Origin of the sequence: Streptomyces sp. NPDC003035 (genome assembly GCF_042888285.1) — a bacterium.
In the GTDB taxonomy this organism is placed as follows: domain Bacteria; phylum Actinomycetota; class Actinomycetes; order Streptomycetales; family Streptomycetaceae; genus Streptomyces.
On sequence record NZ_JBIAPJ010000001.1, the window covers coordinates 266,078 to 286,110 of the forward strand.

Here is a 20,033-nt window from a genome sequence, read left to right on the forward strand (position 1 = left end):
ACGAACACGCTACGTCGACGCGGTGGTTCGGTCCGAGGATGTGTCAGGTTCCCCGGCCGGGCCGCCGTCCGCGCGGCGCGGCGGCCGGGGCCGGGACCGGGGCCGTACGAGCATCCGCCACACCAGGTACAGGGCGAGGGCCACCGCCAGCCACGGCGCCAACGCCGCCAGCACGACGACCACCCAGGCCAGCACCGTCACCAACGCGTTCCAGCCTCCCGCGAGAGCCTCCAGGAAGCCCGGACGGTCCTCACTCCCCGCCGCGCCCGAATCCTCCTTCTCGGTCAGTTCGAGGGTGATCGTCGCCATCGTCGTACGGTCCTTCAGCGAGGCCCGCTGGGCCAGCAGCGACTCCAGATCCGCCTGACGACGACTCAGCTCGCCCTCCAGCGTGACCACGTCGCTCAGCCGCTCCGCCCGGTTCATCAGCGTGCGCACCCGGTCCACGCTCGCCCGCTGGGTGGCGATCCGGCTCTCCACGTCCACCACCTGCTCGGTGACGTCCTTGGCCTCCGCCTTGCGGGACAGCAGCCTGCCCGTGCCCGCCAGTTCCTCCAGCACCGACGCGTACCGGTCCTGCGGCACTCGCAGCACGATCCGCGAGGTCATGTGCGTCTCGTCGAGCCGATCGGTCGACTCGTCGGAGACCTGGCCGCCCGCGCCCTCGGCGACCCGACGGGCGGCGGCCAGCGCCTCGACCGCGTCCTCGACCTCCACGGTCAGCTCCGCGGTACGGATGACGTGCTGCTGCCGGGGCACATCGGCGGGCTTCTTCTGGTCCGCCGCCGCCTCCTCCGGCCCGCGGGCACTGCCGCTGCCCGACTCGTGGCCTCGGTCGGCGGCGGCACCGTTCGCGGGCTTCTCCGCGCTCAGCCCCTTGCTGTCGGCGCTGTCGGCCGCGCCCCCGGCGCAGCCGGTCAGCGCCAGCGACACCGCCAGCAGCGCCACGGCCGCTCTTCGTGCTCCACGCATGGGATCCCCCCTCGGGTGGTGGTGAGTGGTGCCGGTTCGACGTACGGGGTGGGAGGACGGGTTGCGCTCCGGCGGTAGCGAAGCGGTCACGTTCCGGCCTCGGAACGGCTTTTGAGAGAGTGGTGCCATGAACGCGCACGTTGTCGTAGTCGGAGGCGGCATCGCCGGCCTCGCCGCGGCCCATCGGCTGCTGTCCGCCGGAGCGCGGGTGACGCTGCTCGAAGGCGGCGACCGGGTGGGCGGCAAGCTGCTCGCCGGGGAGATCGCCGGCGCACCCGTCGACCTCGGGGCCGAGTCGTTGCTCGCCCGCCGCCCCGAGGCGGTCGCGCTCGCCCGCGCCGTCGGCCTCGGCGACCGGCTCCGGCCGCCCGCCACGACCACCGCGTCCGTGTGGACCCGCGGCGCGCTGCGCCTGATGCCCAAGGGCCACGTCATGGGCGTCCCCGGCGACGCCGCGGCGCTCGCGGACCTCCTCACCGAGGAGGGACTGCGCCGGGTCGAGCGGGACCGCGAACTGCCCCCCGCCGAGATCGGCGAGGACATCGCCATCGGCGCGTACGTCGCCGACCGCATGGGCCGCGAGGTCGTCGACCGGCTCGTCGAGCCGCTCCTCGGCGGGGTGTACGCCGGCGACGCCTACCGGATCTCGATGCGGGCCGCCGTCCCCGCCCTCTTCGCCGCCGCCCGCACCCATGGCACGCTCACCGAGGCCGTCCGCGCCGTCCAGCGGGCCGGGGCCGCGACCCCGTCGGACGCGGCGGGCGCGGCCACCGGTCTCGGCGGCTCCGCCTTCATGGGCATCGAGGGCGGCATCGGCACGCTGCCCGCCGCCGTCGCCGCCGCCATCCGCGCGGCGGGCGGCGAGATCCTCACGCACGCCCCGGTGACGGAACTCCGCCGGGTGCCCGCACCGTCCGACGGCGCCGACCCCGAGTCCGGCTCGCGCTCCGGCACCGGCTCGGGTCCCGGCTCCGGCTCCGGCTCCGGCTCGGGCTCCGGCACCGGCACCGGCTTCGGTACCGGCACCGGCTCCGGCACCGGCTCTGGGCACGGCATCGGCTTCGGGCCCGGCACCACCCCCGGCACCGGCGCCCGGGCCGGCACGCGGTGGCGCGTCGTCGCGGGCGGGCGGAGCATCCTCGCCGACGGCGTCGTCCTCGCCACCCCCGCCTGGTCCGCCGCCGCGCTCCTCGCCGACGAGGCACCCGCCGCCTCCGCCGAGCTCGGGGCCGTCGAGTACGCCTCCATGGCCCTCGTCACCCTCGCCTTCCGCCGCTCCGACGTCCAGGGGCTGCCCGGCTCCGGGTTCCTCGTGCCCCCCGTCGACGGACACACCATCAAAGCGTCCACGTTCTCCAGCCAGAAGTGGCAGTGGGTGTCCGAGGCCGCCCCCGACCTCTTCGTGCTCCGTACCTCCGTCGGCCGCTACGGCGAGGAGGAGCAGGTCCTCCGCGACGACGCCGACCTCGTCGAGGCCTCGCTGAAGGACCTCGGCGCGGCCGCCGGCCTGACCGCCCGACCCGTCGCCACCACCGTCACCCGCTGGACCGGCGGCCTCCCGCAGTACCCCGTCGGCCACCTCGCCCGCGTCGCCCGCGTCCGCGAGGCCGTCGCCGGCCTGCCCGGACTGCGCCTCGCCGGGGCCGTGTACGAGGGCGTCGGCATCCCCGCCTGCATCGCCTCCGGCCACCGCGCCGCCGACGAGATCGCGGAGGAGATCATCGCCACGTCGAAAACGGTGGACCCTGGTGCAGGGCACTGTCCGTGACGGGCGAGAATAGGCGTATGAGTGCGCCCGAAAAGATCCCGAACGCCGGTAAGAAGGCGAAGGACCTCAACGAGGTCATCCGCTACACCCTGTGGTCCGTGTTCAAGCTGCGCGACAACCTGCCCGAGGACCGCGCCGGCTACGCCGACGAGGTCCAGGAGCTGTTCGACCAGCTCGCCGCCAAGGACGTCACCGTCCGTGGCACGTACGACCTCTCCGGTCTGCGCGCCGACGCCGACGTCATGATCTGGTGGCACGCCGAGACGAGCGACGAGCTCCAGGACGCGTACAACCTCTTCCGCCGCACCAAGCTGGGCCGCGCCCTCGAGCCGGTCTGGTCGAACATGGCGTTGCACCGCCCCGCCGAGTTCAACAAGTCGCACATCCCGGCCTTCCTGGCCGACGAGACGCCCCGCGACTACGTGAGCGTCTACCCCTTCGTGCGCTCCTACGACTGGTACCTGCTGCCGGACGAGGACCGCCGCCGGATGCTCGCGGACCACGGCAAGATGGCCCGCGGCTTCCCCGACGTCCGCGCCAACACGGTCGCCTCGTTCTCGCTCGGCGACTACGAGTGGCTCCTGGCCTTCGAGGCCGACGAGCTGCACCGCATCGTCGACCTCATGCGCCACCTGCGCGCCTCCGAGGCGCGGATGCACGTCCGCGAAGAGGTCCCGTTCTACACCGGCCGCCGCCGCTCCGTGGCGGACCTGGTGGCGGGCCTGGCCTGACGGCCGTCCGAACATGGTGACGGCCCGGCGCCCAGCCGGGCCCTCACCCCTCGACCCGGAAGATCAGACGGCGGACGGGAGTTCCGCACGCCGCTCCAGCGACACCGGGTCCGGCTCCGGGTGCGGCGCGCACGACGCGCGCCGCACCGGCGTCCCTCCGGGCACCGCCCCGGTCAGCAGATACCTCTCCAGGTGCCCGTTCACGCAGGCGTTCGCACCGCCCCCGATGCCGTGCGTACCGGCGTCCCGCTCGGTCACCAGGGCCGACCCCGACAGCCTGCGCTGCAGCTCCAGGGCCCCTTCGTACGGCGTGGCCGCGTCCCGCTCGGCGGCCAGGATCAGCACCGGCGGCAGCACACCCGGACCGGTGCGCACGTCCAGCGGCTTCTGCCGCGGCGCCTTCCAGTACGCGCAGGGCAGGTTCATCCAGGCGTTGTCCCAGGTCTCGAACGGCGCGAGCTTCGCGAGCCGGGTGTTGTCGCGGTCCCAGACGGCGAAGTCCTCGGGCCAGGGGGCGTCGTTGCACTCCACCGCCGTGTAGACCGCCCTGCCGTTGCCGTCGTCGGGAGACGTCTCCTTCGGCGGGGCCGCCTGCGCGATGAGCGGTTTCGGATCACCCTTCAGATACCGCGACAGCGCGGTGGCCCGTCGCGTCCAGTATCCGTCGTGGTACGCGACCTGGAGCAGCGCCGCGTGCAGCTGCCCCGGACCGACCTTCCCGCCCGCGGCGCGCACCGCGAGTTCGGCGCGGACCTTCTCGTAACTCTCCTGGACCTCCTGTGCCGTGGTGCCGAGGCCGTACACCGCGTGGTGCTTGGCGGCCCAGGCGCGGAAGTCGGCCCACCGGCGCTCGAACGCGGGCGCCTGGTCGAGGTTGTTGACGTACCAGATCTGCCGCGGCGCGGGATTGACGGGCGCGTCGAAGACCATCCGGCGCACCCGGTGCGGGAAGAGCGTCGCGTAGAGCGCGCCGAAGTACGTGCCGTACGAGGCGCCCATGTACGTCAGTCTCGTCTCGCCGAGCGCCGCGCGCAGCACCTCCAGATCGCGCGCGTTGTTCAGCGAGTGGTAGTGCCGCAGCGCCGCGCCCGTGCGGGTGGCGCAGCCCTGGGCGTACGTCTTCGCGCGGGCGATCCGCTCCCGCTTGAAGACCTCGGAGGGATGGGTGGGCGCCGGAGTGGGGCCCGTGGCGCGGTCGGCCGGGTCCTGGCAGGAGACGGGGGCCGAGCGGCCCACCCCGCGCGGGGCGTAGCCGACCAGGTCGTACGCGGCGGAGATCCGCTTCCAGGCCGGGAGCCCGGCGACGAGCGGGAAGTGCAGGGAGGAGGCGCCGGGACCTCCGGGGTTGTACACCAGCGCGCCTTGGCGGTCGGCGGCCGGGCCCGCGGCCTCGACCCGGCTGACCGTCAGCCCGATCCGGGTGCCGTCCGGGTCCGCGTAGTCGAGCGGGACCCGGACGGTGCCGCACGTCACGGACGCCGGCAGCTTCTCCTCGGCCGCGCAGGCGCCGAAGCGGATGCCCTCCGTGGCGGCGCGACGGGCGGCGAGCAGGGTGCCGTGGGTCTCGGCGGGCGGGGCGTCGAGGGCCCGCGCGGGGGTGACTGCCGCCGGTGACGCCAGCATCAGCGCTCCGACGGCTCCGAACAGCGCGAGAGTTCTCATCGGCCCCTACCCTTCGTGCCCTGTGGCCCCCCGCGTGCCGCGGGGACAAAGGGATCGTTGGGGGACGGATCACCGAAGTAAAGGATCTCCGGGCGGTGTCGGGCCCAATGCTCCGATGCGCCCCCGTCAGCTGCTCGAACTGGAGCAGCTGGAGCCGCTGCTGCTGGAGCACGAGCTGGAGCTGGAGCACGAGCTGCCGCTGGAGCTCGAACAGCTGGATCCACCGCCCCCGCCCCCGCCGCCTCCACCGGAGCAGGCGGCGGCCGAGCAGCCGCCCCCGCCGCCACCGGCTGCGCAGGAGGATCCGCCCCTGGAGGGGGACCCGCCGCCTCCGCCGCACGCGCCCCCGTTGTCCGGGCTGCCGCCGCACCATGCGAGCACCATGAGCGCCGCCGTGTCCGACGAGGAGCTGTGCGACGCCCGCGGGAACGGCCGCTGGCCCGGGCGCGAACCGTAGATCCGGGCGGCGGCGATCAGCTGCGCCCGGAGCTCCGGGTCCGGCACGCCGCGCAGCCCGTGCAGCGCGACCTGATGGCCGGCGTCCGGCAGATGGGCGTGATCCCGGTGGTACGCGGCCGACGCCCGCTGTCCGGCGCGGGTGACCCGCCCGGAGTTGACCGCGGCGCAGATCAGCGCGACGACCACGCCCAGCATCAGGGCGGGCAGCGCGGCGAGGAAGGACGGGACCGCGTCGAGGGGATCGTCGACGGCGACGGTGAGCACGAGGGAGAGCCCCAGCAGCGCGAGCGAGCCGAGCCCCTGGGCGAGGCACCACCGCCCGACCGCGCGGCGCCGCTCCGGTGGCACCATCAGGCCGCGCGCGGCGAGGCCGTCGCCGATCTCCTGCACGGCGGGGCTCCGCATCACGGCGAGGCGCAGCTCGTGCAGGGCGCCGCTCGGGGCGGCGGCGAGCCGCTCCAGAACGGCTCGGCCGACATGGTCCCGGGCCCGCAGGTCGGGCCGGAGTACGACGACGAGGCCGGGACCGCCGACCCCGATGAGCCCTTCGGCGTGCAGGGTCGCCAGAGCCGTGTCGACGACCCGGGGCGGGCCCCCGGCCAGGAAGGCGGCCTCGGAGAGGTCGTGCACGGAGGTACCGCCCGGGGTCGCTCGGGCGGCACTGACGCGGGCGATGAGCACCCCCGAACCGATGAGCACCGCGAACCAGACGAGGACGGTGAAGCCGATCATGTGTCATCCCCTCCGTGCGAGCGCGGCGCGGGCCGCGTGGATCAGCCGGGTCGCCCGGCGGGGCGGTCGGGTGTCGGCGCGCTCCTGCCACCAGCGGGTGAGCCGGCGCCGTGCGGCGGGGTCCTCGACGCGGCCGGCGACGAGCAGGTGCTCGACGAAGCCGAGCGCGTCGCGGCGGTAGCCGCCGGTCATGGGGCGGGAGGTGGCGTACGCGCGGAAGGCCGACCGGTAACCATCGCCGAGGATCTCGGGCAGCTCCGGGGCGATCTTGGCGACGACGTCGGCCCGCTTGGCCGTGAGCGCCCGGCTCTGCACGCCGAGGCGCCGCGTGTCGAACCCCTCGGGGGCGGGAGTCCCCGCGACGAGCGCGGACAGGAGCGCGGTCTGCGCCACCCCGACCCGCTCCCGCGCCCGCGCGATGCCGCCGGGCACGTCTGCGGGGCGGGGCCTTCCCCCGCCCCGGCCCTTCCCGAAACCAGGGGCAAGCCCCCGGACCCCCTGGGCCTCGACCGGTTCAGCACCGCCGTACGCCCCGGGCTCGCACGCGCCCCCTGGACCGAACCCGCGCGGCCGCGGCATCGCCCCGCCCGAGACCCGGGCCCCCACCCCGATGAGCAGCGGCCGCTCGGCGGCCACGGCCCCCGCCCGAGCCGTCGTCCGGTCCTCGGCGCCGTTCGGCGCGTCGCCTGTGGCGGGCGCGGCCCCCGTCCGGGTCGGCGTCGGGTCTGCGGCGGGTGCCGCACCACCGGCGGCCACCGCCTGCGTCACCGTTCTCCGGATCGTCGTCAGTTCCGCCGCCAGTTCTTCCACGGGCGGGAAGCGGTCGTCCCGTTCCAGCAGGACGCCCGGTGGGGAGATCCTCGATGTCAGGTCCGCGAGGACGGCGAGGACGGGCTCGGGGACCGGGTGGGCGTGGGTGTCGTGCCAGACGCCGTCGCGTTCGAGGCCGCCCGCGACATGGACGTACGCGATCGCCTCGACCGGGAGTTCGGCGAGTGCCTTCGCCGGGGACTCGCCGCGGTTGACGTGGTTGGTGTGGAGGTTCGCCACGTCGATCAGGAGCCGTACCCCCGTACGCTCCACCAGCTCCGCCAGGAACTGGCCCTCCGTCAGCTCCTCACCAGGCCAGGAGATCAGCGCCGCGATGTTCTCCAGGGCCAGCGGAACCGGCAGCGCGTCCTGCGCGATCCGGACGTTCTCGCACAGCACGTCCAGCGCGTCCCACGTCCGCGGCACCGGCAGCAGGTGCCCCGCCTCCAGGACCGGCGTCGCGGTCAGCTCGCCCCCGGCCCGTACGAACGCGATGTGTTCCGTGACCAGCGGCGCCCCCAGCGCCTCCGCCGTCGCCGCCAGCTCCGCCAGCCGCCCCGCGTCCGGCCGGTCCGCGCCGCCGAGGCCCAGCGAGACCCCGTGCGGCACGACCGTCACCCCGCGCGCCCGCAGCCGCCGCAGCGACTCCGGGAGGTGGCCCGCGCACACGTTCTCCGCGACGACCTCCACCCAGTCGACGCCGGGCAGCGCCTCCACCGCTTCCGCGATCTCCGGCCGCCAGCCGATGCCGATCCCGAGTCTCGTCTCCCGTGCCGTCATCCCGTCCCCCTCCTTCAGTCCCAGACGTGATGGCCCGGCCGGATGCGTTCGAATCCCGTCGGGGGGACGTTCAGAGGTTGATTTGAGGTTCCCGCGCGCGGACGAGCAGGCTACGGCTGGGAATGCGGCGTCACGATCCCCGCCTCCGGCACCGGCCGCGACGTGAACGACTGGTCCGTCCCCGACGGCCGCACCGGCGAGGGCACGGCGGGCGAGGGCACCACCGGCGGCCCGGTCGGCGGCGCCGTCTTCCGGCCCGCCGCCTCGTTCGCCAACGCGTCGTGGTCGACCATCCCGGTCGCCTCCAGCATGGTGATGTGGTCAAGGACCGTCTGGTTCGCGTCGCTCGCCAGCTGCCGGATCAGCGTGTTGCGCGTGGTGTGCCGGACCTCCGCGATGAGCGCGAACACCTTGCCGTGCGCGTTGCGCAGCAGGTTCGCGAACTTCCGCTCGTACTCCTCCCCGCGCGCCGCCGTCAGCTCCCGCAGCCACCCCTGCTGCTGCTCGGTCGGCTGGTTCGGCAGCTCGACGCCGAGCTTCGCCGCCACGTCCCGGGCCCGCCGGTCCAGGTCCGTGTGGCCGACGACGAGGTGGTCGCCGCACTCCACCATCGCCCGGCTCGGGGCGCGTTCGATGGCCTGCTGGCCGGCCGGGAGCTCCCAGAGGCCGGCCAGCCGCACCTTGACCAGGAAGTCCCGGTCGGTGGCCGACAGCGGCCCCCACTGCGTGGCCACGCTCGACGCGTTCAGATTCGCCTGGCCGGTTCCTGAGCGGTCGGCGTAGGACCAGACGGGGAAGGCGATCGCGCCGACCGTCGCGACGAGCGCCGCGATGATGAGTGCCGTCCCGTTGACACGTAGCGACAAGGTGTCTCCCGTACGTTCGATGTCGGTCATCGCAGACTGAACCGCCAACGGGGCAGCGGTTCAACCCACTTGGCGGTATCGGGAGATACGTACGGTGGGACGGTCGTGTTCAGTCGCCGAGCCGGTCGATCCGGTCGAGCCGGCCGAGTTCGGGGAACGCGGACACGACCGTGCACGAACCGGGCGCGATCTCCGTGAACCCGGCGTCCCGCACCACGGGCAGCCCGCTCGTGGTCAGCTCCGCCCAGCGCGCCGGATCGGCGGTCCGCACGGCCAGCGGGAAGCCGGCCTCACGCCACGCCTTGCGGTCCGCCTCCGGCATCGCCCACCACAGCAGCTGCGCCCCGTGCCCCGCCTGCGCCATCGCCTTGCCCGCGGACATGTCCAGGTCCGGGTTGAGCCACAGCAGCGCCGCCCCGGGCCGCGGGGCGGCGGGCGCGGCCGGGTCCTCCAGGTCGGTGCCCGACACCTGGAGCTTCGCCAGCTCCTTGGGCCAGCCGTCCAGCGGGACCGGCGGGAACACCCGTACCTCCGCGGCCGCGCCCGTCACCGTGATCCCCGGGAGCGCCTCCGCGCGCCGCCACTCCCCGCCGCGCGCCCGGCGCACGACCTTGCGGATCCGGGCGTCCTGCCAGTCGGTCATCACCTGCGCCCACTCCCCGTCGCCGTGTGCGCGGTCGTCGGCGAGGATCTCCAGGACGGCGCGGGCGGCCGTCTCGAGGGCGTCGGTACGGGCCGGGGGCTCGGCCCGCTCAATCCGTACCACCAGCGGCAGGACGAACTGGGGCTTCTCGTCACGGATGTTGGTCTCGTTGCTGCTCACCCGGCAAGTCTGCCACCGGCCGGACGAAGGCCCGGAAAGCGATTCTTGTAGGAATCGGAGGTTCCGGGACAGGATGCACCCCATGAAGAGCGATCTTTTTGCCGGCGAACACCTCGCCGAGGCCGCGACGTTCCCGGGCATGAGCCTGCAGAACGCCAAGTGCGTCAAGTACGCCGTCAACGGCGAGATGCAGGCCAGACAGGGCTCCATGATCGCCTTCCGGGGTGACCTCCAGTTCGAGCGCAAGGGCCAGGGCATCGGCGGCATGCTCAAGCGCGCCGTCACCGGCGAGGGCCTGGCGCTGATGGCCGTCCGTGGCCAGGGCGAGGCCTGGTTCGCGCACGAGGCGCAGAACTGCTTCATCGTCGAGATCGAGCAGAACGACGCGTTCACCGTGAACGGCCGCAACGTGCTCTGCTTCGACTCCACCCTCAGTTACGAGATCAAGACGGTGAAGGGCGCCGGCATGACCGGCGGCGGCCTCTTCAACAGCGTGTTCACCGGCTACGGCAAGCTCGCCCTGATCTGTGAGGGCACCCCGATCGTCATCCCCGTCACGCCGCAGGCGCCCGTGTGCGTCGACACCGACGCCGTCGTCGGCTGGAGCGACCGGCTCCAGACCTCGCTGCACCGCTCGCAGTCCGTCGGCTCGATGATCCGCGGCGGCTCCGGCGAGGCCGTCCAGCTGAGGCTGGACGGCGAGGGCTTCGTCATCGTGCGGCCCAGCGAGCTGACCCCGCAGAAGACGTCGTCCAGCTGAGCCCGGTGGTGCGGTTCGACGGAGTGGGGCGTCGTTACGGCCTGCGCGGGCCGTGGGTCCTGCGCGAGGTCGCGCTCGCCCTGCCCGCCGGCGCCCTCGTCCGGATCACCGGCACCAACGGCACGGGCAAGTCGACGCTGCTCCGCCTGATCGCGGGGATCGACGCGCCGACGGAGGGCAGGATCACCGGCCGGCCGCGCCGAACGGCGTACGTCCCCGAGCGGTTCCCGGCCGCCCTGCCCCTCACCGCACGCGGCTATCTGGTCCATCTCGGACGCGTCCAGGGACTCGGCCGGGAGGAGGCGGCGGCCGCGGCGGGGGAGTGGCTGGAGCGCTTCGGCGCGGGCGCCTTCGCCGGCACGCCGCTCGCCGAGCTCTCCAAGGGCACCAGCCAGAAGGTCGCCGTCGCCCAGGCCCTGCTCGCCGGTCCGGACCTCCTGGTCCTCGACGAGGCGTGGACCGGCCTGGACACGGGCGCGCGGCGGGAACTGGACCGCGCCGTCCGGGAGCGGGTCGCGGCCGGAGGAACGGTCGTCTTCGTCGACCACGACCCGCGGCGGCTCGCGGAGGAGGCCGGCACCGCGTTCACGGTGGAGGCGGGGCGGGTACGGCCCGGCCCTCGGCCGGACGCGGGCGTACGGCCCCGCGTACGGATCGTGGTCTCCGGCGGGGCCGGGCTCCCCGACGGGCTGCCGGGTTCGCCCGCGTACGAGCCGGTGTACGAGGCCGCGTACGAGGCTGGGTCCGGGCACGGCTCCGAGACCGGGCCCGACGGCGCCATGGCCGTCACCGTCGACGCGGCGCACTCCGACGGGCTGCTCCGGGCCCTGCTCGAAGCCTCCTGGCACATCCACGAGCTGCGGACCGAAGGCGCCCGGGTATGACCGCACTGCTCCGTTATCAGACCGACCTGCTCCTGCGCTCCCAGCGCTGGCTGGCACCGCTCCTGCTGTACGCGGTCTTCCTCGGCGTCGGCGTGCGCGCGGGGGAGCCCGTGCTCGGCGCCCTCGGCTACACGGCCGCCGCGCTGCTCCCCGTCACCGCGTGGGTCGTACGGATCTGCCTCGGCCAGGAACCGCCCGCCGCGCGCGGCGTGGTGGCCGCCGCGGCCGGACGGGAACGGGCGCACCTGGCGGCGGTCCTGGCCGCCGTGGCCTGCGCGGCGCTCCTGGGCGTCGTCGCCGTCCTCGGGGTGACGGCGGTGAGCGACCTCCGCGGGGTCGACCCGGTCCGGGCCGGGGCCGCGGGGCTCCTCGCCACCGCGGTCTGCGTCCTGACGGGCGCCGCCGTGGGCGTCCTCACCACCCGGCCGCTCGTCCGGTCCCGCGGCTGGTCGCTCGCGGCGCTCGTCCTCGGTTCGCTCCTGGCACTGGTGACGACCGGATCACCAGCGGCGTACGCGGTGACGGGCCTGGTCGGCGCCGCGCGCACGGCGACCGTCGGCATGCCCTGGCTCGCCCTCGCGGGAGCCCTGGCGCTCGCCGCCGCAGCGGTGGCGGTGAGCACCGGAGCCACCGCCCGGCGGGAGTGAGTACGCTCGAAAGCATGGACGAGGACACGTCGTACCGCGAGCAGGTGACTCCGGCGGCGACGCCGGCTGCCGAGGGACCGTACGCTGAGTGCGTGCTGTGCCGGAAGCCGACCGAGTACCCCGAGTCGACCAGGGGGATCACCCTCTGCCCGGTCTGCGAGTGGCAGGAGGCCGAGCGAACCGCCTGCTCGGGCTAGGGGGTGTCGTGCCTAGGTCGTGGCCGCCATCAGTTCGGAGACCTTGACGAAGCGGTAGCCCCTCGCGCGCAGTTCGGGGACGATCCGGCGGATCGCGTGCTCCGTGACGGGCGCGGCGCTGCGCGTGCAGTGCAGGACCACGAGCGAGCCGGGTTTCACTCCGTCGAGGACCTGCCGCGCGACCGCGTCGCCGTCCTTGGCGAAGGCGTCGCCGCTGACCACGTCCCACTGCACCGCCGTGACCTTCGCCGGGGCGAGCGCGCGCAGCGCCTCGTCGTCGTAGCAGCCGCCGGGGAAGCGGAAGTACGGCACGACATTGCGTGCCCCGGCCTTGCGGAACGCCTCGAAGGCGCGCCGTACGTCCCCGGCCATGTCCTGCTTCGCCACCGTCGGCAGGCCGTAGCAGGGTGAGGCGAAGGCGTAGTGGCTGTAGGAGTGGTTGGCGATCTCGAATCGGGGATCGGTGCCGATGGAGCGGGCCTGGTCCGGGTACTCCTCGGCCCAGCGGCCGGTCATGAAGACGGTCGAGTCGACCTTCAGCCGCCGCAGGGTCTCGATCAGCCGCGGGTTGTCGAAGCGCTCCCCGCCCGCCGCGCGTGGCCCCTGGTCGGCCGTCATGTCGGCGTCGAAGGTGAGCGCGACGACCTTCTCCCCGCCCGTGCGCCCCCGCTCGAAGACCGGCGTGAGACCCGCCGGGCCGGGTGCCATGGTGGGCGGCGCCTTGCGCACGGTCGCCGGTCCGGGCGCGGCGCTCGCGCTCGCGGGCGAGGACGGGGACGCGCTGGTGCCCGGCGCGGTGGGCGGGGCCTCAGGAGGTGTCGCGGTGTCGGCCGTGCCCCCGCCGCAGCCGACGAGAACGGCGCCCAGCAGAGCGAGCGCCGACATTCTTCGTACAGAAATGGTCACTCACGGAAACTAGCCGATCAAGAAGCGAGCAACCGCTTCCGGCACTCGGCCACGTCGAAGTCACCCTTCGGGTACTGCGGATCCAGGGCCTCCAGATGCTCCAGGAGCAGCGTGCTGATGGCCCAGTTGCGGTACCACTTACGGTCGGCCGGGACCAGGTACCACGGCGCCTCCGGTGTCGAGCACCGCTCCAGCGCCAGCTCGTACGCCCGCTGGTACGCGGGCCACAGCTCCCGCTCCTCGATGTCGCCCGGGTCGAACTTCCAGTGCTTGTCCGGGTTGTCGAGCCGCTTCAGGAGCCGGGCGCGCTGCTCCTCGTACGAGAGGTGCAGGAAGACCTTGACGATCGTGACGCCGTCGTCGGCGAGGGACTTCTCCCAGCTGTTGATCCGGTCGTAGCGGGGGCCGATCTCGCGGCGGGGCACCAGCTCGCGGACGCGGGCGATCAGCACGTCCTCGTAGTGCGAGCGATCGAAGATGCCGATCTCGCCCGGAACCGGCAGGGCCCGGGTGATCCTCCAGAGGAAGGGGTGGCTCCGCTCCTCCGCCGTGGGTGCCTTGAAGGACCGGACCCGGCAGCCGGCCGGGTTGAAGTAGCCGATCACGTGTTTGAACGTGCCACCCTTCCCGCTGGTGTCCATGCCCTGGAGGACGAGCAGCAGCCGGCGCCGGTCGCCGGCCGTGCTCGCCGCGTACAGACGCTCCTGGAGGGCGGCGAGACGCGGGGCCAGGAGCGTCGCGGCCGCGGCCCCCGACTCCTTGTCGGGCGGGCCGGCCGGAATCCGCGAGGAGGAGTACGAGGAGAGGTCGACCGGCTCACCGACGGGGAGGCGCAGCACGTCACGCAGGGCCGGGGGCCGCGTCGGCGAGGACCGCGGCGGCTCTTTCCCCGACGCCTCGCCCGTCTTCCCGCCCTGCTCCACCATGCTGCGCCCCTTCGGTCCGTGACCCGCCTTCCCCCGATCCTGCGACGGAATCGGCGGGCCCGCGAACCCGGCGCCGGTGCGCCTACGTCAGCACCACGGGCCCGTCACGGCGAACGTCGTGCCGGGGGAGTAGCAGTTGACGTACATCGTCTGCCCGTCCGGGGAGAACGTGACGCCCGCGAACTCGCCCCACTCCGGGGCGTCCGGTGTCCCGATGTTCTGCGCCCCGCGTGCCACCGGGTACACCTCGCCCTTCCGGCTCACGCCGTACACGTGCTGCGCGCCGTCGCCGTCCTCGGAGACCATCAGGCCGCCGCTCGGGGCGAGGCAGATGTTGTCCGGCGACTCGCCGGGCAGCTGGATGTCCGTGCTCGGGCCGAAGACCACGACGAGCGTGAGGCGGCGCCGGTGCGGCTCGTACTTCCACACCTGGCCGAAGTGGGTCGCCGCGGACCCGTCCTTCGCGCGGGCGAAGCTGGAGACGAAGTACACCGCGCCCCCACCCCAGTAACAGCCCTCCAGCTTCTGCGCGTGCGTGATTCCCTTCGGCCCGAAGTCCTGGAGCCGGATCGGGGTTTCGACCGCCAGCGGATCCGGTACGGGCACCCATTCGACGCCGTCGAAGCGCGCGCCGGTCTCCTGGATCACGGAGAGGTCGGGCACGCCCGGCACCCGCATGGCCTCCAGGGCCCCGCCCGCGCGCAGCGAACCGTGGCCGCCCAGCGGCTTCTCCGGCAGGAAGCGGTAGAAGAGCCCGAAGGGCTTCTGGAACGCGTCCTCCGTCTCGTACACGATCCCGCTGCGCGGGTCGACGGCGATCGCCTCGTGCTGGAAGCGGCCCATGGCGGTGAGGGGTACGGCTCCGGTGCGGCGCGGGTCGGCGCCGTCGACCTCGAAGATGAAGCCGTGGTCCTTGGTGTAGCCGTTGGTCCCGGCCTTGTCCTCGGTCTCCTCGCAGGTCAGCCAGGTGCCCCAAGGGGTGTGCCCGCCCGCGCAGTTCACGGCGGTGCCGGCGATGGCGACGCGCTCGCCGAGGACGTTGTTGCGACCGTCGAGCTCGAGCGCCGTACAACCGCCCTTGGCGGCGGGGTCGTACGTCAGCCCCTCGACGGTCGGGACGCCTATCTTCCCGGTGACCCGGTTCTCGTGGTTACGGACGAGGTGCACGCGCCCGCGGCGGCCGGCGAAGGCGCCCATGCCGTCGTGGTTGCTGGGGACCGGGCCTTCGCCGGAGCGCAGGGGACCGCCCTGGCGGGAGAGGACCTTGTAGCGGAAGCCCTCGGGAAGGTCGAGGAGCCCGGCGGGGTCGGGGATCAGCGGGCCGTAACCGGCTCGCTCGCTCGCCGCGGCGCTTCCCGCGAAGAGTTCGCCGAGCGCGCCCGAGAAGGCGATACCGGCGACGGACGCGCCGGTGCGGGACAGGATCTGACGTCGTGTTGCGGACATGAGGCAACAGCTCCCCTGTTGGCGGACAGGCAGATGTGACGTGTGACCCGCATGTGTGTATCACGCACTGTGGTGACACGTGAACCATGCGGGTCGACACGGCCTCATGGGACGTGAGGGATCAGACGATCAGACGAGCTCGGCGGTGAGCGTGATCGTCGTTCCCGCCAAGGCCTGGCTCACCGGACAGTTCTTCTTGGCGTCCTCGGCGAGCTCCAGGAACTTCTCCTTGTCGAGGCCCGGGACGTTGCCGCTGACGGTGAGATGGCTGCCCGTGATGCCCTGGCCGGGCACGAACGTGACATCGGCCTTGGTCTCCAGGCTGGCCGGCGGGTTGCCGGCCTTGGCCAGGATGTTGGAGAACGCCATGTTGAAGCAGGAGGAGTGCGCGGCGGCGATCAGCTCCTCGGGGCTGGTCCTGCCGTTCGCCTGCTCGTCGGTGCGGGCCGGCCAGGACACCGGGTACGAGCCGATGCCGGAGGAGTCGAGGGTGACGACGCCCTTGCCGTTGAGGAGGTCGCCCTCCCAGACGGCGTGGGCGGAACGGGTTGCGGCCATGATGAATCCCTTTCGATCGGGTATGGCCCCCAACCTACTGGTCCACCAGTCCCTTTGCGTCGCGAGCGAGTGCGGTGAGCCGGGAGATCGCCCGGAAGTATTTCTTCCGGTACCCGCCCTTCAGCATCTCTTCACTGAACAGCCGGTCGAAGGGGAGGCCGGAGGCGAGCACCGGGACCTCGCGGTCGTACAGCCGGTCGGCGAGGACGACGAGCCGCAGCGCCGTCGACTGGTCCGGGACCGCCTGCACGTCCGTGAGGCAGACCGCGCTCAGCCCGTCGGTGAGCGCGCCGTACCGGCTGGGGTGGACCCTGGCCAGGTGGTCGAGCAGATGCGGGAAGTCGTCGAGCGAGGAGCCCGGCGTCGCGTACGCCGCCTTCGTCACCTGCTCGTCGGAGTACGGCGCCGGCGCCTCGGGCAGCCCGCGGTGGCGGTAGTCCTCGCCGTCGATCCGCAGCGGGCGGAAGTGGGCGGAGAGGCCCTGGATCTCGCGCAGGAAGTCGGCGGCGGCGAACCGGCCCTCGCCCAGCTTGCCCGGCAGCGTGTTGGAGGTCGCGGCCAGCGCCACGCCGGCCTCGACGAGCCGGCTGAGCAAGGAGGAGACGAGGACCGTGTCGCCCGGGTCGTCCAGCTCGAACTCGTCGATGCAGAGAAGCCGGTGTCCGCTGAGCGTCCGCACGGTCTGCTGGAAGCCCAGCGCGCCCACCAGGTTCGTCAGCTCCACGAACGTGCCGAAGGCCTTCAGCTCCGGCGCGGCGGGCGTGGCGTGCCAGAGGGAGGCCAGCAGGTGGGTCTTGCCGACGCCGTACCCGCCGTCGAGGTAGATCCCGCGCGGGCCGGTGGGGGCGGTGGCCTTCTTCGCGAACCAGCGGCTCAGCACCGGACGCTTGCCGGCGCCGGTGGCGTGCGCGCCGCCGAGGCCCTCGGCGAAGGAGCTCAGGGCCTTGACCGCGTCCGTCTGGCTCGGCTGGTTCGGGTCCGGTATGTACGTGTCGAAGCGCACCGAGTCGAAGCGCGGCGGCGGGACCATCTCGGCGACGAGACGGTCGGCGGGGACGTGGGGCTCCCGCGCGCAGAGGGAGACCGGGGCCGCTTCGGTGGAGGCGGCTTCGGTCATGACGCGCGGGGCGCGGGGGGCATGAGAGGCACGGGTCGACACAGTTCCCCACTGTAAGCGCCGTGTCAGACTGCGAGGATGCGACGCCTGTTCCCTGTGACGGACATGACAGCCGACGACGCCTCCGCCCCGGACCGGGAGTGGTCCCTCGACGAGCTGGCCGACCTCTACCCGTACCCGGAGCTGCCCCCGGACGGCCGCTGGCTGCGCGCCAACATGGTCTCCTCCCTCGACGGGGCCGGTCAGCACGACGGCCGCTCCCAGCCCCTCTCCTCCGACACCGACATGCGGATCTTCGGGACGCTGCGCGGCCTCGCCGACGTGATCGTGGTGGGGGCGCAGACCGTACGTCAGGAGGGGTACCGGCCGGCCCGCGCGCGGGACGCGTTCGCGGCCCGCCGGGCGGCCGCCGGACAGGGCCCGGCGCCGGTGATCGCCGTGGTGAGCGCCTCCCTGGACCTGGACTTCTCCGCTCCGCTCTTCACCGAGCCGCTGGTGCCGACGCTGGTCCTGACGGGCGCCGCGGCGCCCGCCGAGCGGGTGGAAGCGGCCGTGAGGGCGGGCGCGGAGGTGGTGATCGCGGGCGACGGCCCCGGGGTGGAACCGGCCCGCGCGGTGGAGGCGCTCGCGGAGCGCGGGCTGCGGCGCCAGCTGACCGAGGGCGGGCCCCGGCTGCTCGGCCAGTTCGTGGCGGCGGGCGTGCTCGACGAGCTGTGTCTGACGGTGTCGCCGACGATGACGGCGGGCACCGCGCAGCGGATCGCGGGAGGCCCGCCGGTGGACGTCCCGAAACGGTTCGCCGTGGCGTCGGTGCTGGAGGAGGCCGGGTTCCTCTTCACCCGCTACCGTCGGATCTGACAAACGGCGGAATTTGTCGTTCCGGTTAGCTTCCGCTGGGCACACTTACCCCCGTAGACCCCGTGCGGGCACGGGGAAGGATGGTTTCCGCAGAAGGGCTCCTGAGGTGTTCACAAGCGTTCTGATGATCGAGAAGCCCCTCACGTCCGTCGACGTGGAATTCGTCACCACCCTGCACGGCGACGAGGGCGTGTCCTTCATCGTGCTGATGCAGCCCCGTGGTGACCAGGCCGATGTACTGCTGCGTGCCATCGACGACGTCGCCCTGGGCGAGCTGAAGGAAGCGGCCCGCGAGGGCGAGGAACCGGAAGGAAAGGCGGCGCGCGTCCCCGCGGAGGCGGCCCTGGAGCACTCCCTGCAGGCCCTTCGGCAGGCCGGCTGCGAGGCGGTCGGACAAGTGGTCGAGGACCACCCCCTGGACAAGATGAAGGCCGTCGTCGACGAGTCGGCGGCCGACGAGGTGATCGTGCTGACCGCCCCGCACTACGTGGAGGAGTTCTTCCACCGGGACTGGGCCTCCCGGGCACGCCACAAGGTCGGGGTCCCGGTCCTGAAGCTGTTCGCGCACAGCGAGTGACGTACGGCGCGTGACGCACGCCGGGTGACCTGACGTGCCGTGACGTACCGCGAGTGACGGAGGCCGCCCGGACGGCCCTGGGCACGGTGCCCGGGGCCGTCCGGGCGAAGCACTAGGCTGGGGCCCTCCTGTACGTCGCACCCCGGGGAGAGATCCGCATGGCACCCGCCATCCCTGCCGCCATGGAACGGCCGCACTTCATCGGCATCGGCGGTGCCGGAATGTCGGGCATCGCGAAGATCCTCGCCCAGCGCGGGGCCAAGGTGGCCGGCAGCGACGCGAAGGAGTCCGCGACCGCCGAGGCGCTGCGCGCCCTCGGCGCCACCGTGCACATCGGGCACGCCGCCGCCCACCTCGCCGACGACACCAGCGCCGTCGTGGTCTCCAGCGCCATCCGCGCCGACAACCCCGAGCTGGCCCGCGCCGCCGAACTCGGCATCCCGGTCGTGCACCGCTCCGACGCGCTCGCCTCCCTCATGGACGGCCTGCGCGCGATCGCCGTCGCCGGTACGCACGGCAAGACCACGACCACCTCCATGCTGGCCGTCGCGCTCACCGAGCTCGGCCTGGACCCCTCGTACGCCATCGGTGGCGACCTCGCGGGCCCCGGCACCAACGCCCGGCACGGTGACGGAGCGGTCTTCGTGGCCGAGGCGGACGAAAGCGACCGGAGCTTCCAGAAGTACGACCCCGAGGTCGCGATCGTCCTCAACGTCGAGCTGGACCACCACGCGAACTACGCGTCGATGGACGAGATCTACGAGTCCTTCGAGGCGTTCACCGCCAAGATCCGCCCCGGTGGCACCCTCGTCGTCGGCGAGCACGCGGGCGCCCGCGAGCTGGCCGGCCGCGTCACCGGCCGCCGTGACCTCCACATCGTCACGGTCGGCGAGTCCGAGACCTCCGACGCGTGGATCCGGAAGATCGTCCCGAACGGCATGACCAGCGAGGTCACCGTCGTCATGGACGGCGTCGAGTACGTCTTCACCGTCTCCGTCCCCGGCCGCCACTACGCCCACAACGCGGCGGCCGCCCTCGCCGCCGGTGCCCGCGTGGGCATCGACCCGGCGGAGCTGGCCCGCGCCCTCACCGCGTACACCGGTGTCGGCCGGCGCCTCCAGCTCAAGGGCGAGGCGGCGGGCGTCCAGGTCATCGACTCGTACGCGCACCACCCCACCGAGATGACCGCCGACCTGGAGGCCATGCGCGGCGCCGCCGGAGGCTCCCGTCTGCTGGTCGTCTTCCAGCCGCACCTCTTCTCCCGCACCCAGGAGCTGGGCAAGGAGATGGGCGACGCGCTCGCCCTCGCCGACGCGTCCGTCGTCCTCGACATCTACCCGGCGCGCGAGGACCCGATCCCCGGCATCACCAGCGAGCTGATCATCTCGGCGGCCCGTGCGGCCGGCGCCGACGTGACGGCGGTCCATGACAAGGCGACCGTCCCGGACGTCGTCGCGGGAATGGCCGGGCCCGGTGATCTCGTTCTGACGATGGGCGCGGGCGACGTCACGGACCTCGGCCCGCGGATCCTCGCCCACCTGTCGAAGTAGAGGT

Annotated in this window: 20 protein-coding genes; 9 read left to right on the top strand and 11 right to left on the bottom strand. The window is 73.3% G+C overall.

Going from position 1 to position 20,033, the window contains the following annotated elements:
- Positions 1–9: 9 nt before the first annotated feature.
- A complete protein-coding gene (locus tag ACFYV5_RS01110; protein ID WP_389162832.1) occupies positions 10–972 on the bottom strand; it encodes a DUF4349 domain-containing protein in 963 nt (320 codons plus the stop codon).
- A 127-nt stretch (positions 973–1,099) separates the two neighbouring features.
- Here ACFYV5_RS01110 and hemG point away from each other — a divergent pair, with 127 nt between their 5' ends.
- Positions 1,100–2,740, top strand: a complete 1,641-nt coding sequence (gene hemG / locus ACFYV5_RS01115) for a protoporphyrinogen oxidase (protein ID WP_389162835.1) — start codon at positions 1,100–1,102, stop codon at positions 2,738–2,740.
- A 17-nt stretch (positions 2,741–2,757) separates the two neighbouring features.
- On the top strand, positions 2,758–3,471 hold the full coding sequence (hemQ, locus tag ACFYV5_RS01120; RefSeq protein WP_355106401.1) for a hydrogen peroxide-dependent heme synthase: 714 nt from the start codon (positions 2,758–2,760) through the stop codon (positions 3,469–3,471).
- A 63-nt stretch (positions 3,472–3,534) separates the two neighbouring features.
- Here hemQ and ACFYV5_RS01125 read toward each other — a convergent pair whose 3' ends face one another.
- From ACFYV5_RS01125 to ACFYV5_RS01145, 5 genes are all read right to left on the bottom strand, one after another.
- Positions 3,535–5,133, bottom strand: a complete 1,599-nt coding sequence (locus ACFYV5_RS01125; RefSeq protein WP_389162837.1) for an alpha/beta hydrolase — start codon at positions 5,131–5,133, stop codon at positions 3,535–3,537.
- 126 nt (positions 5,134–5,259) lie between these two features.
- The gene (locus ACFYV5_RS01130; protein WP_389162840.1) at positions 5,260–6,324 is read right to left on the bottom strand and encodes a TIGR04222 domain-containing membrane protein; all 1,065 of its coding nucleotides are present in this window, start codon (positions 6,322–6,324) and stop codon (positions 5,260–5,262) included.
- A gap of 3 nt (positions 6,325–6,327) precedes the next feature.
- Positions 6,328–7,914 (bottom strand): DUF692 family multinuclear iron-containing protein, encoded by a 1,587-nt coding sequence (locus ACFYV5_RS01135; RefSeq protein WP_389162843.1) that lies wholly within the window; start codon positions 7,912–7,914, stop codon positions 6,328–6,330.
- A 110-nt stretch (positions 7,915–8,024) separates the two neighbouring features.
- Positions 8,025–8,810 carry a DUF4142 domain-containing protein gene (locus ACFYV5_RS01140; RefSeq protein ID WP_389162846.1) on the bottom strand — a complete coding sequence of 262 codons (786 nt, stop codon included), beginning with the start codon at positions 8,808–8,810 and terminating at the stop codon, positions 8,025–8,027.
- 79 nt (positions 8,811–8,889) lie between these two features.
- A complete protein-coding gene (locus ACFYV5_RS01145; RefSeq protein WP_389162849.1) occupies positions 8,890–9,603 on the bottom strand; it encodes a peptidyl-tRNA hydrolase in 714 nt (237 codons plus the stop codon).
- An 82-nt stretch (positions 9,604–9,685) separates the two neighbouring features.
- Here ACFYV5_RS01145 and ACFYV5_RS01150 point away from each other — a divergent pair, with 82 nt between their 5' ends.
- Genes ACFYV5_RS01150 through ACFYV5_RS01165 form a run of 4 tightly spaced genes read left to right on the top strand, consistent with a single transcriptional unit; the run spans position 9,686 to position 12,091 of the window.
- Positions 9,686–10,363, top strand: coding sequence for an AIM24 family protein (locus ACFYV5_RS01150; RefSeq protein WP_355106413.1), 678 nt, complete (start codon positions 9,686–9,688; stop codon positions 10,361–10,363).
- Positions 10,364–10,371: 8 nt separating this feature from the next.
- On the top strand, positions 10,372–11,247 hold the full coding sequence (locus tag ACFYV5_RS01155; protein WP_389162853.1) for an ATP-binding cassette domain-containing protein: 876 nt from the start codon (positions 10,372–10,374) through the stop codon (positions 11,245–11,247).
- Positions 11,244–11,894 (top strand): ABC transporter, encoded by a 651-nt coding sequence (locus tag ACFYV5_RS01160; protein ID WP_389162855.1) that lies wholly within the window; start codon positions 11,244–11,246, stop codon positions 11,892–11,894. The genes ACFYV5_RS01155 and ACFYV5_RS01160 overlap by 4 nt, the downstream gene beginning before the upstream one ends.
- Positions 11,895–11,908: 14 nt before the next feature.
- Positions 11,909–12,091, top strand: coding sequence for a hypothetical protein (locus ACFYV5_RS01165; protein ID WP_355106419.1), 183 nt, complete (start codon positions 11,909–11,911; stop codon positions 12,089–12,091).
- 12 nt (positions 12,092–12,103) lie between these two features.
- Here ACFYV5_RS01165 and ACFYV5_RS01170 read toward each other — a convergent pair whose 3' ends face one another.
- The 5 genes from ACFYV5_RS01170 to zapE form a co-directional block, all read right to left on the bottom strand.
- The gene (locus tag ACFYV5_RS01170; RefSeq protein WP_389164996.1) at positions 12,104–12,976 is read right to left on the bottom strand and encodes a polysaccharide deacetylase family protein; all 873 of its coding nucleotides are present in this window, start codon (positions 12,974–12,976) and stop codon (positions 12,104–12,106) included.
- 38 nt (positions 12,977–13,014) lie between these two features.
- A complete protein-coding gene (locus ACFYV5_RS01175; protein ID WP_389162858.1) occupies positions 13,015–13,923 on the bottom strand; it encodes a PPK2 family polyphosphate kinase in 909 nt (302 codons plus the stop codon).
- 87 nt (positions 13,924–14,010) lie between these two features.
- Positions 14,011–15,369 carry an alkaline phosphatase PhoX gene (locus tag ACFYV5_RS01180; RefSeq protein WP_355106423.1) on the bottom strand — a complete coding sequence of 453 codons (1,359 nt, stop codon included), beginning with the start codon at positions 15,367–15,369 and terminating at the stop codon, positions 14,011–14,013.
- A gap of 129 nt (positions 15,370–15,498) precedes the next feature.
- Positions 15,499–15,927, bottom strand: a complete 429-nt coding sequence (locus ACFYV5_RS01185; RefSeq protein WP_355106425.1) for an OsmC family protein — start codon at positions 15,925–15,927, stop codon at positions 15,499–15,501.
- Positions 15,928–15,961: 34 nt separating this feature from the next.
- Positions 15,962–17,044: a cell division protein ZapE gene (gene zapE / locus ACFYV5_RS01190; RefSeq protein ID WP_355106427.1), complete on the bottom strand. Its 1,083-nt coding sequence runs from the start codon at positions 17,042–17,044 to the stop codon at positions 15,962–15,964.
- 78 nt (positions 17,045–17,122) lie between these two features.
- On the opposite strand from zapE, the gene ACFYV5_RS01195 reads away from it, so the two are divergent.
- The 3 genes from ACFYV5_RS01195 (at position 17,123) to murC (ending at position 20,029) form a co-directional block, all read left to right on the top strand.
- Positions 17,123–17,902 carry a pyrimidine reductase family protein gene (locus tag ACFYV5_RS01195; protein WP_355106429.1) on the top strand — a complete coding sequence of 260 codons (780 nt, stop codon included), beginning with the start codon at positions 17,123–17,125 and terminating at the stop codon, positions 17,900–17,902.
- A 106-nt stretch (positions 17,903–18,008) separates the two neighbouring features.
- Complete coding sequence (locus tag ACFYV5_RS01200) at positions 18,009–18,479, top strand: indole-3-glycerol phosphate synthase (RefSeq protein ID WP_355106431.1); 471 nt, start codon at positions 18,009–18,011, stop codon at positions 18,477–18,479.
- A 158-nt stretch (positions 18,480–18,637) separates the two neighbouring features.
- The gene (gene murC / locus ACFYV5_RS01205) at positions 18,638–20,029 is read left to right on the top strand and encodes a UDP-N-acetylmuramate--L-alanine ligase (RefSeq protein WP_389162862.1); all 1,392 of its coding nucleotides are present in this window, start codon (positions 18,638–18,640) and stop codon (positions 20,027–20,029) included.
- The last annotated feature ends 4 nt before the right edge of the window (positions 20,030–20,033 follow it).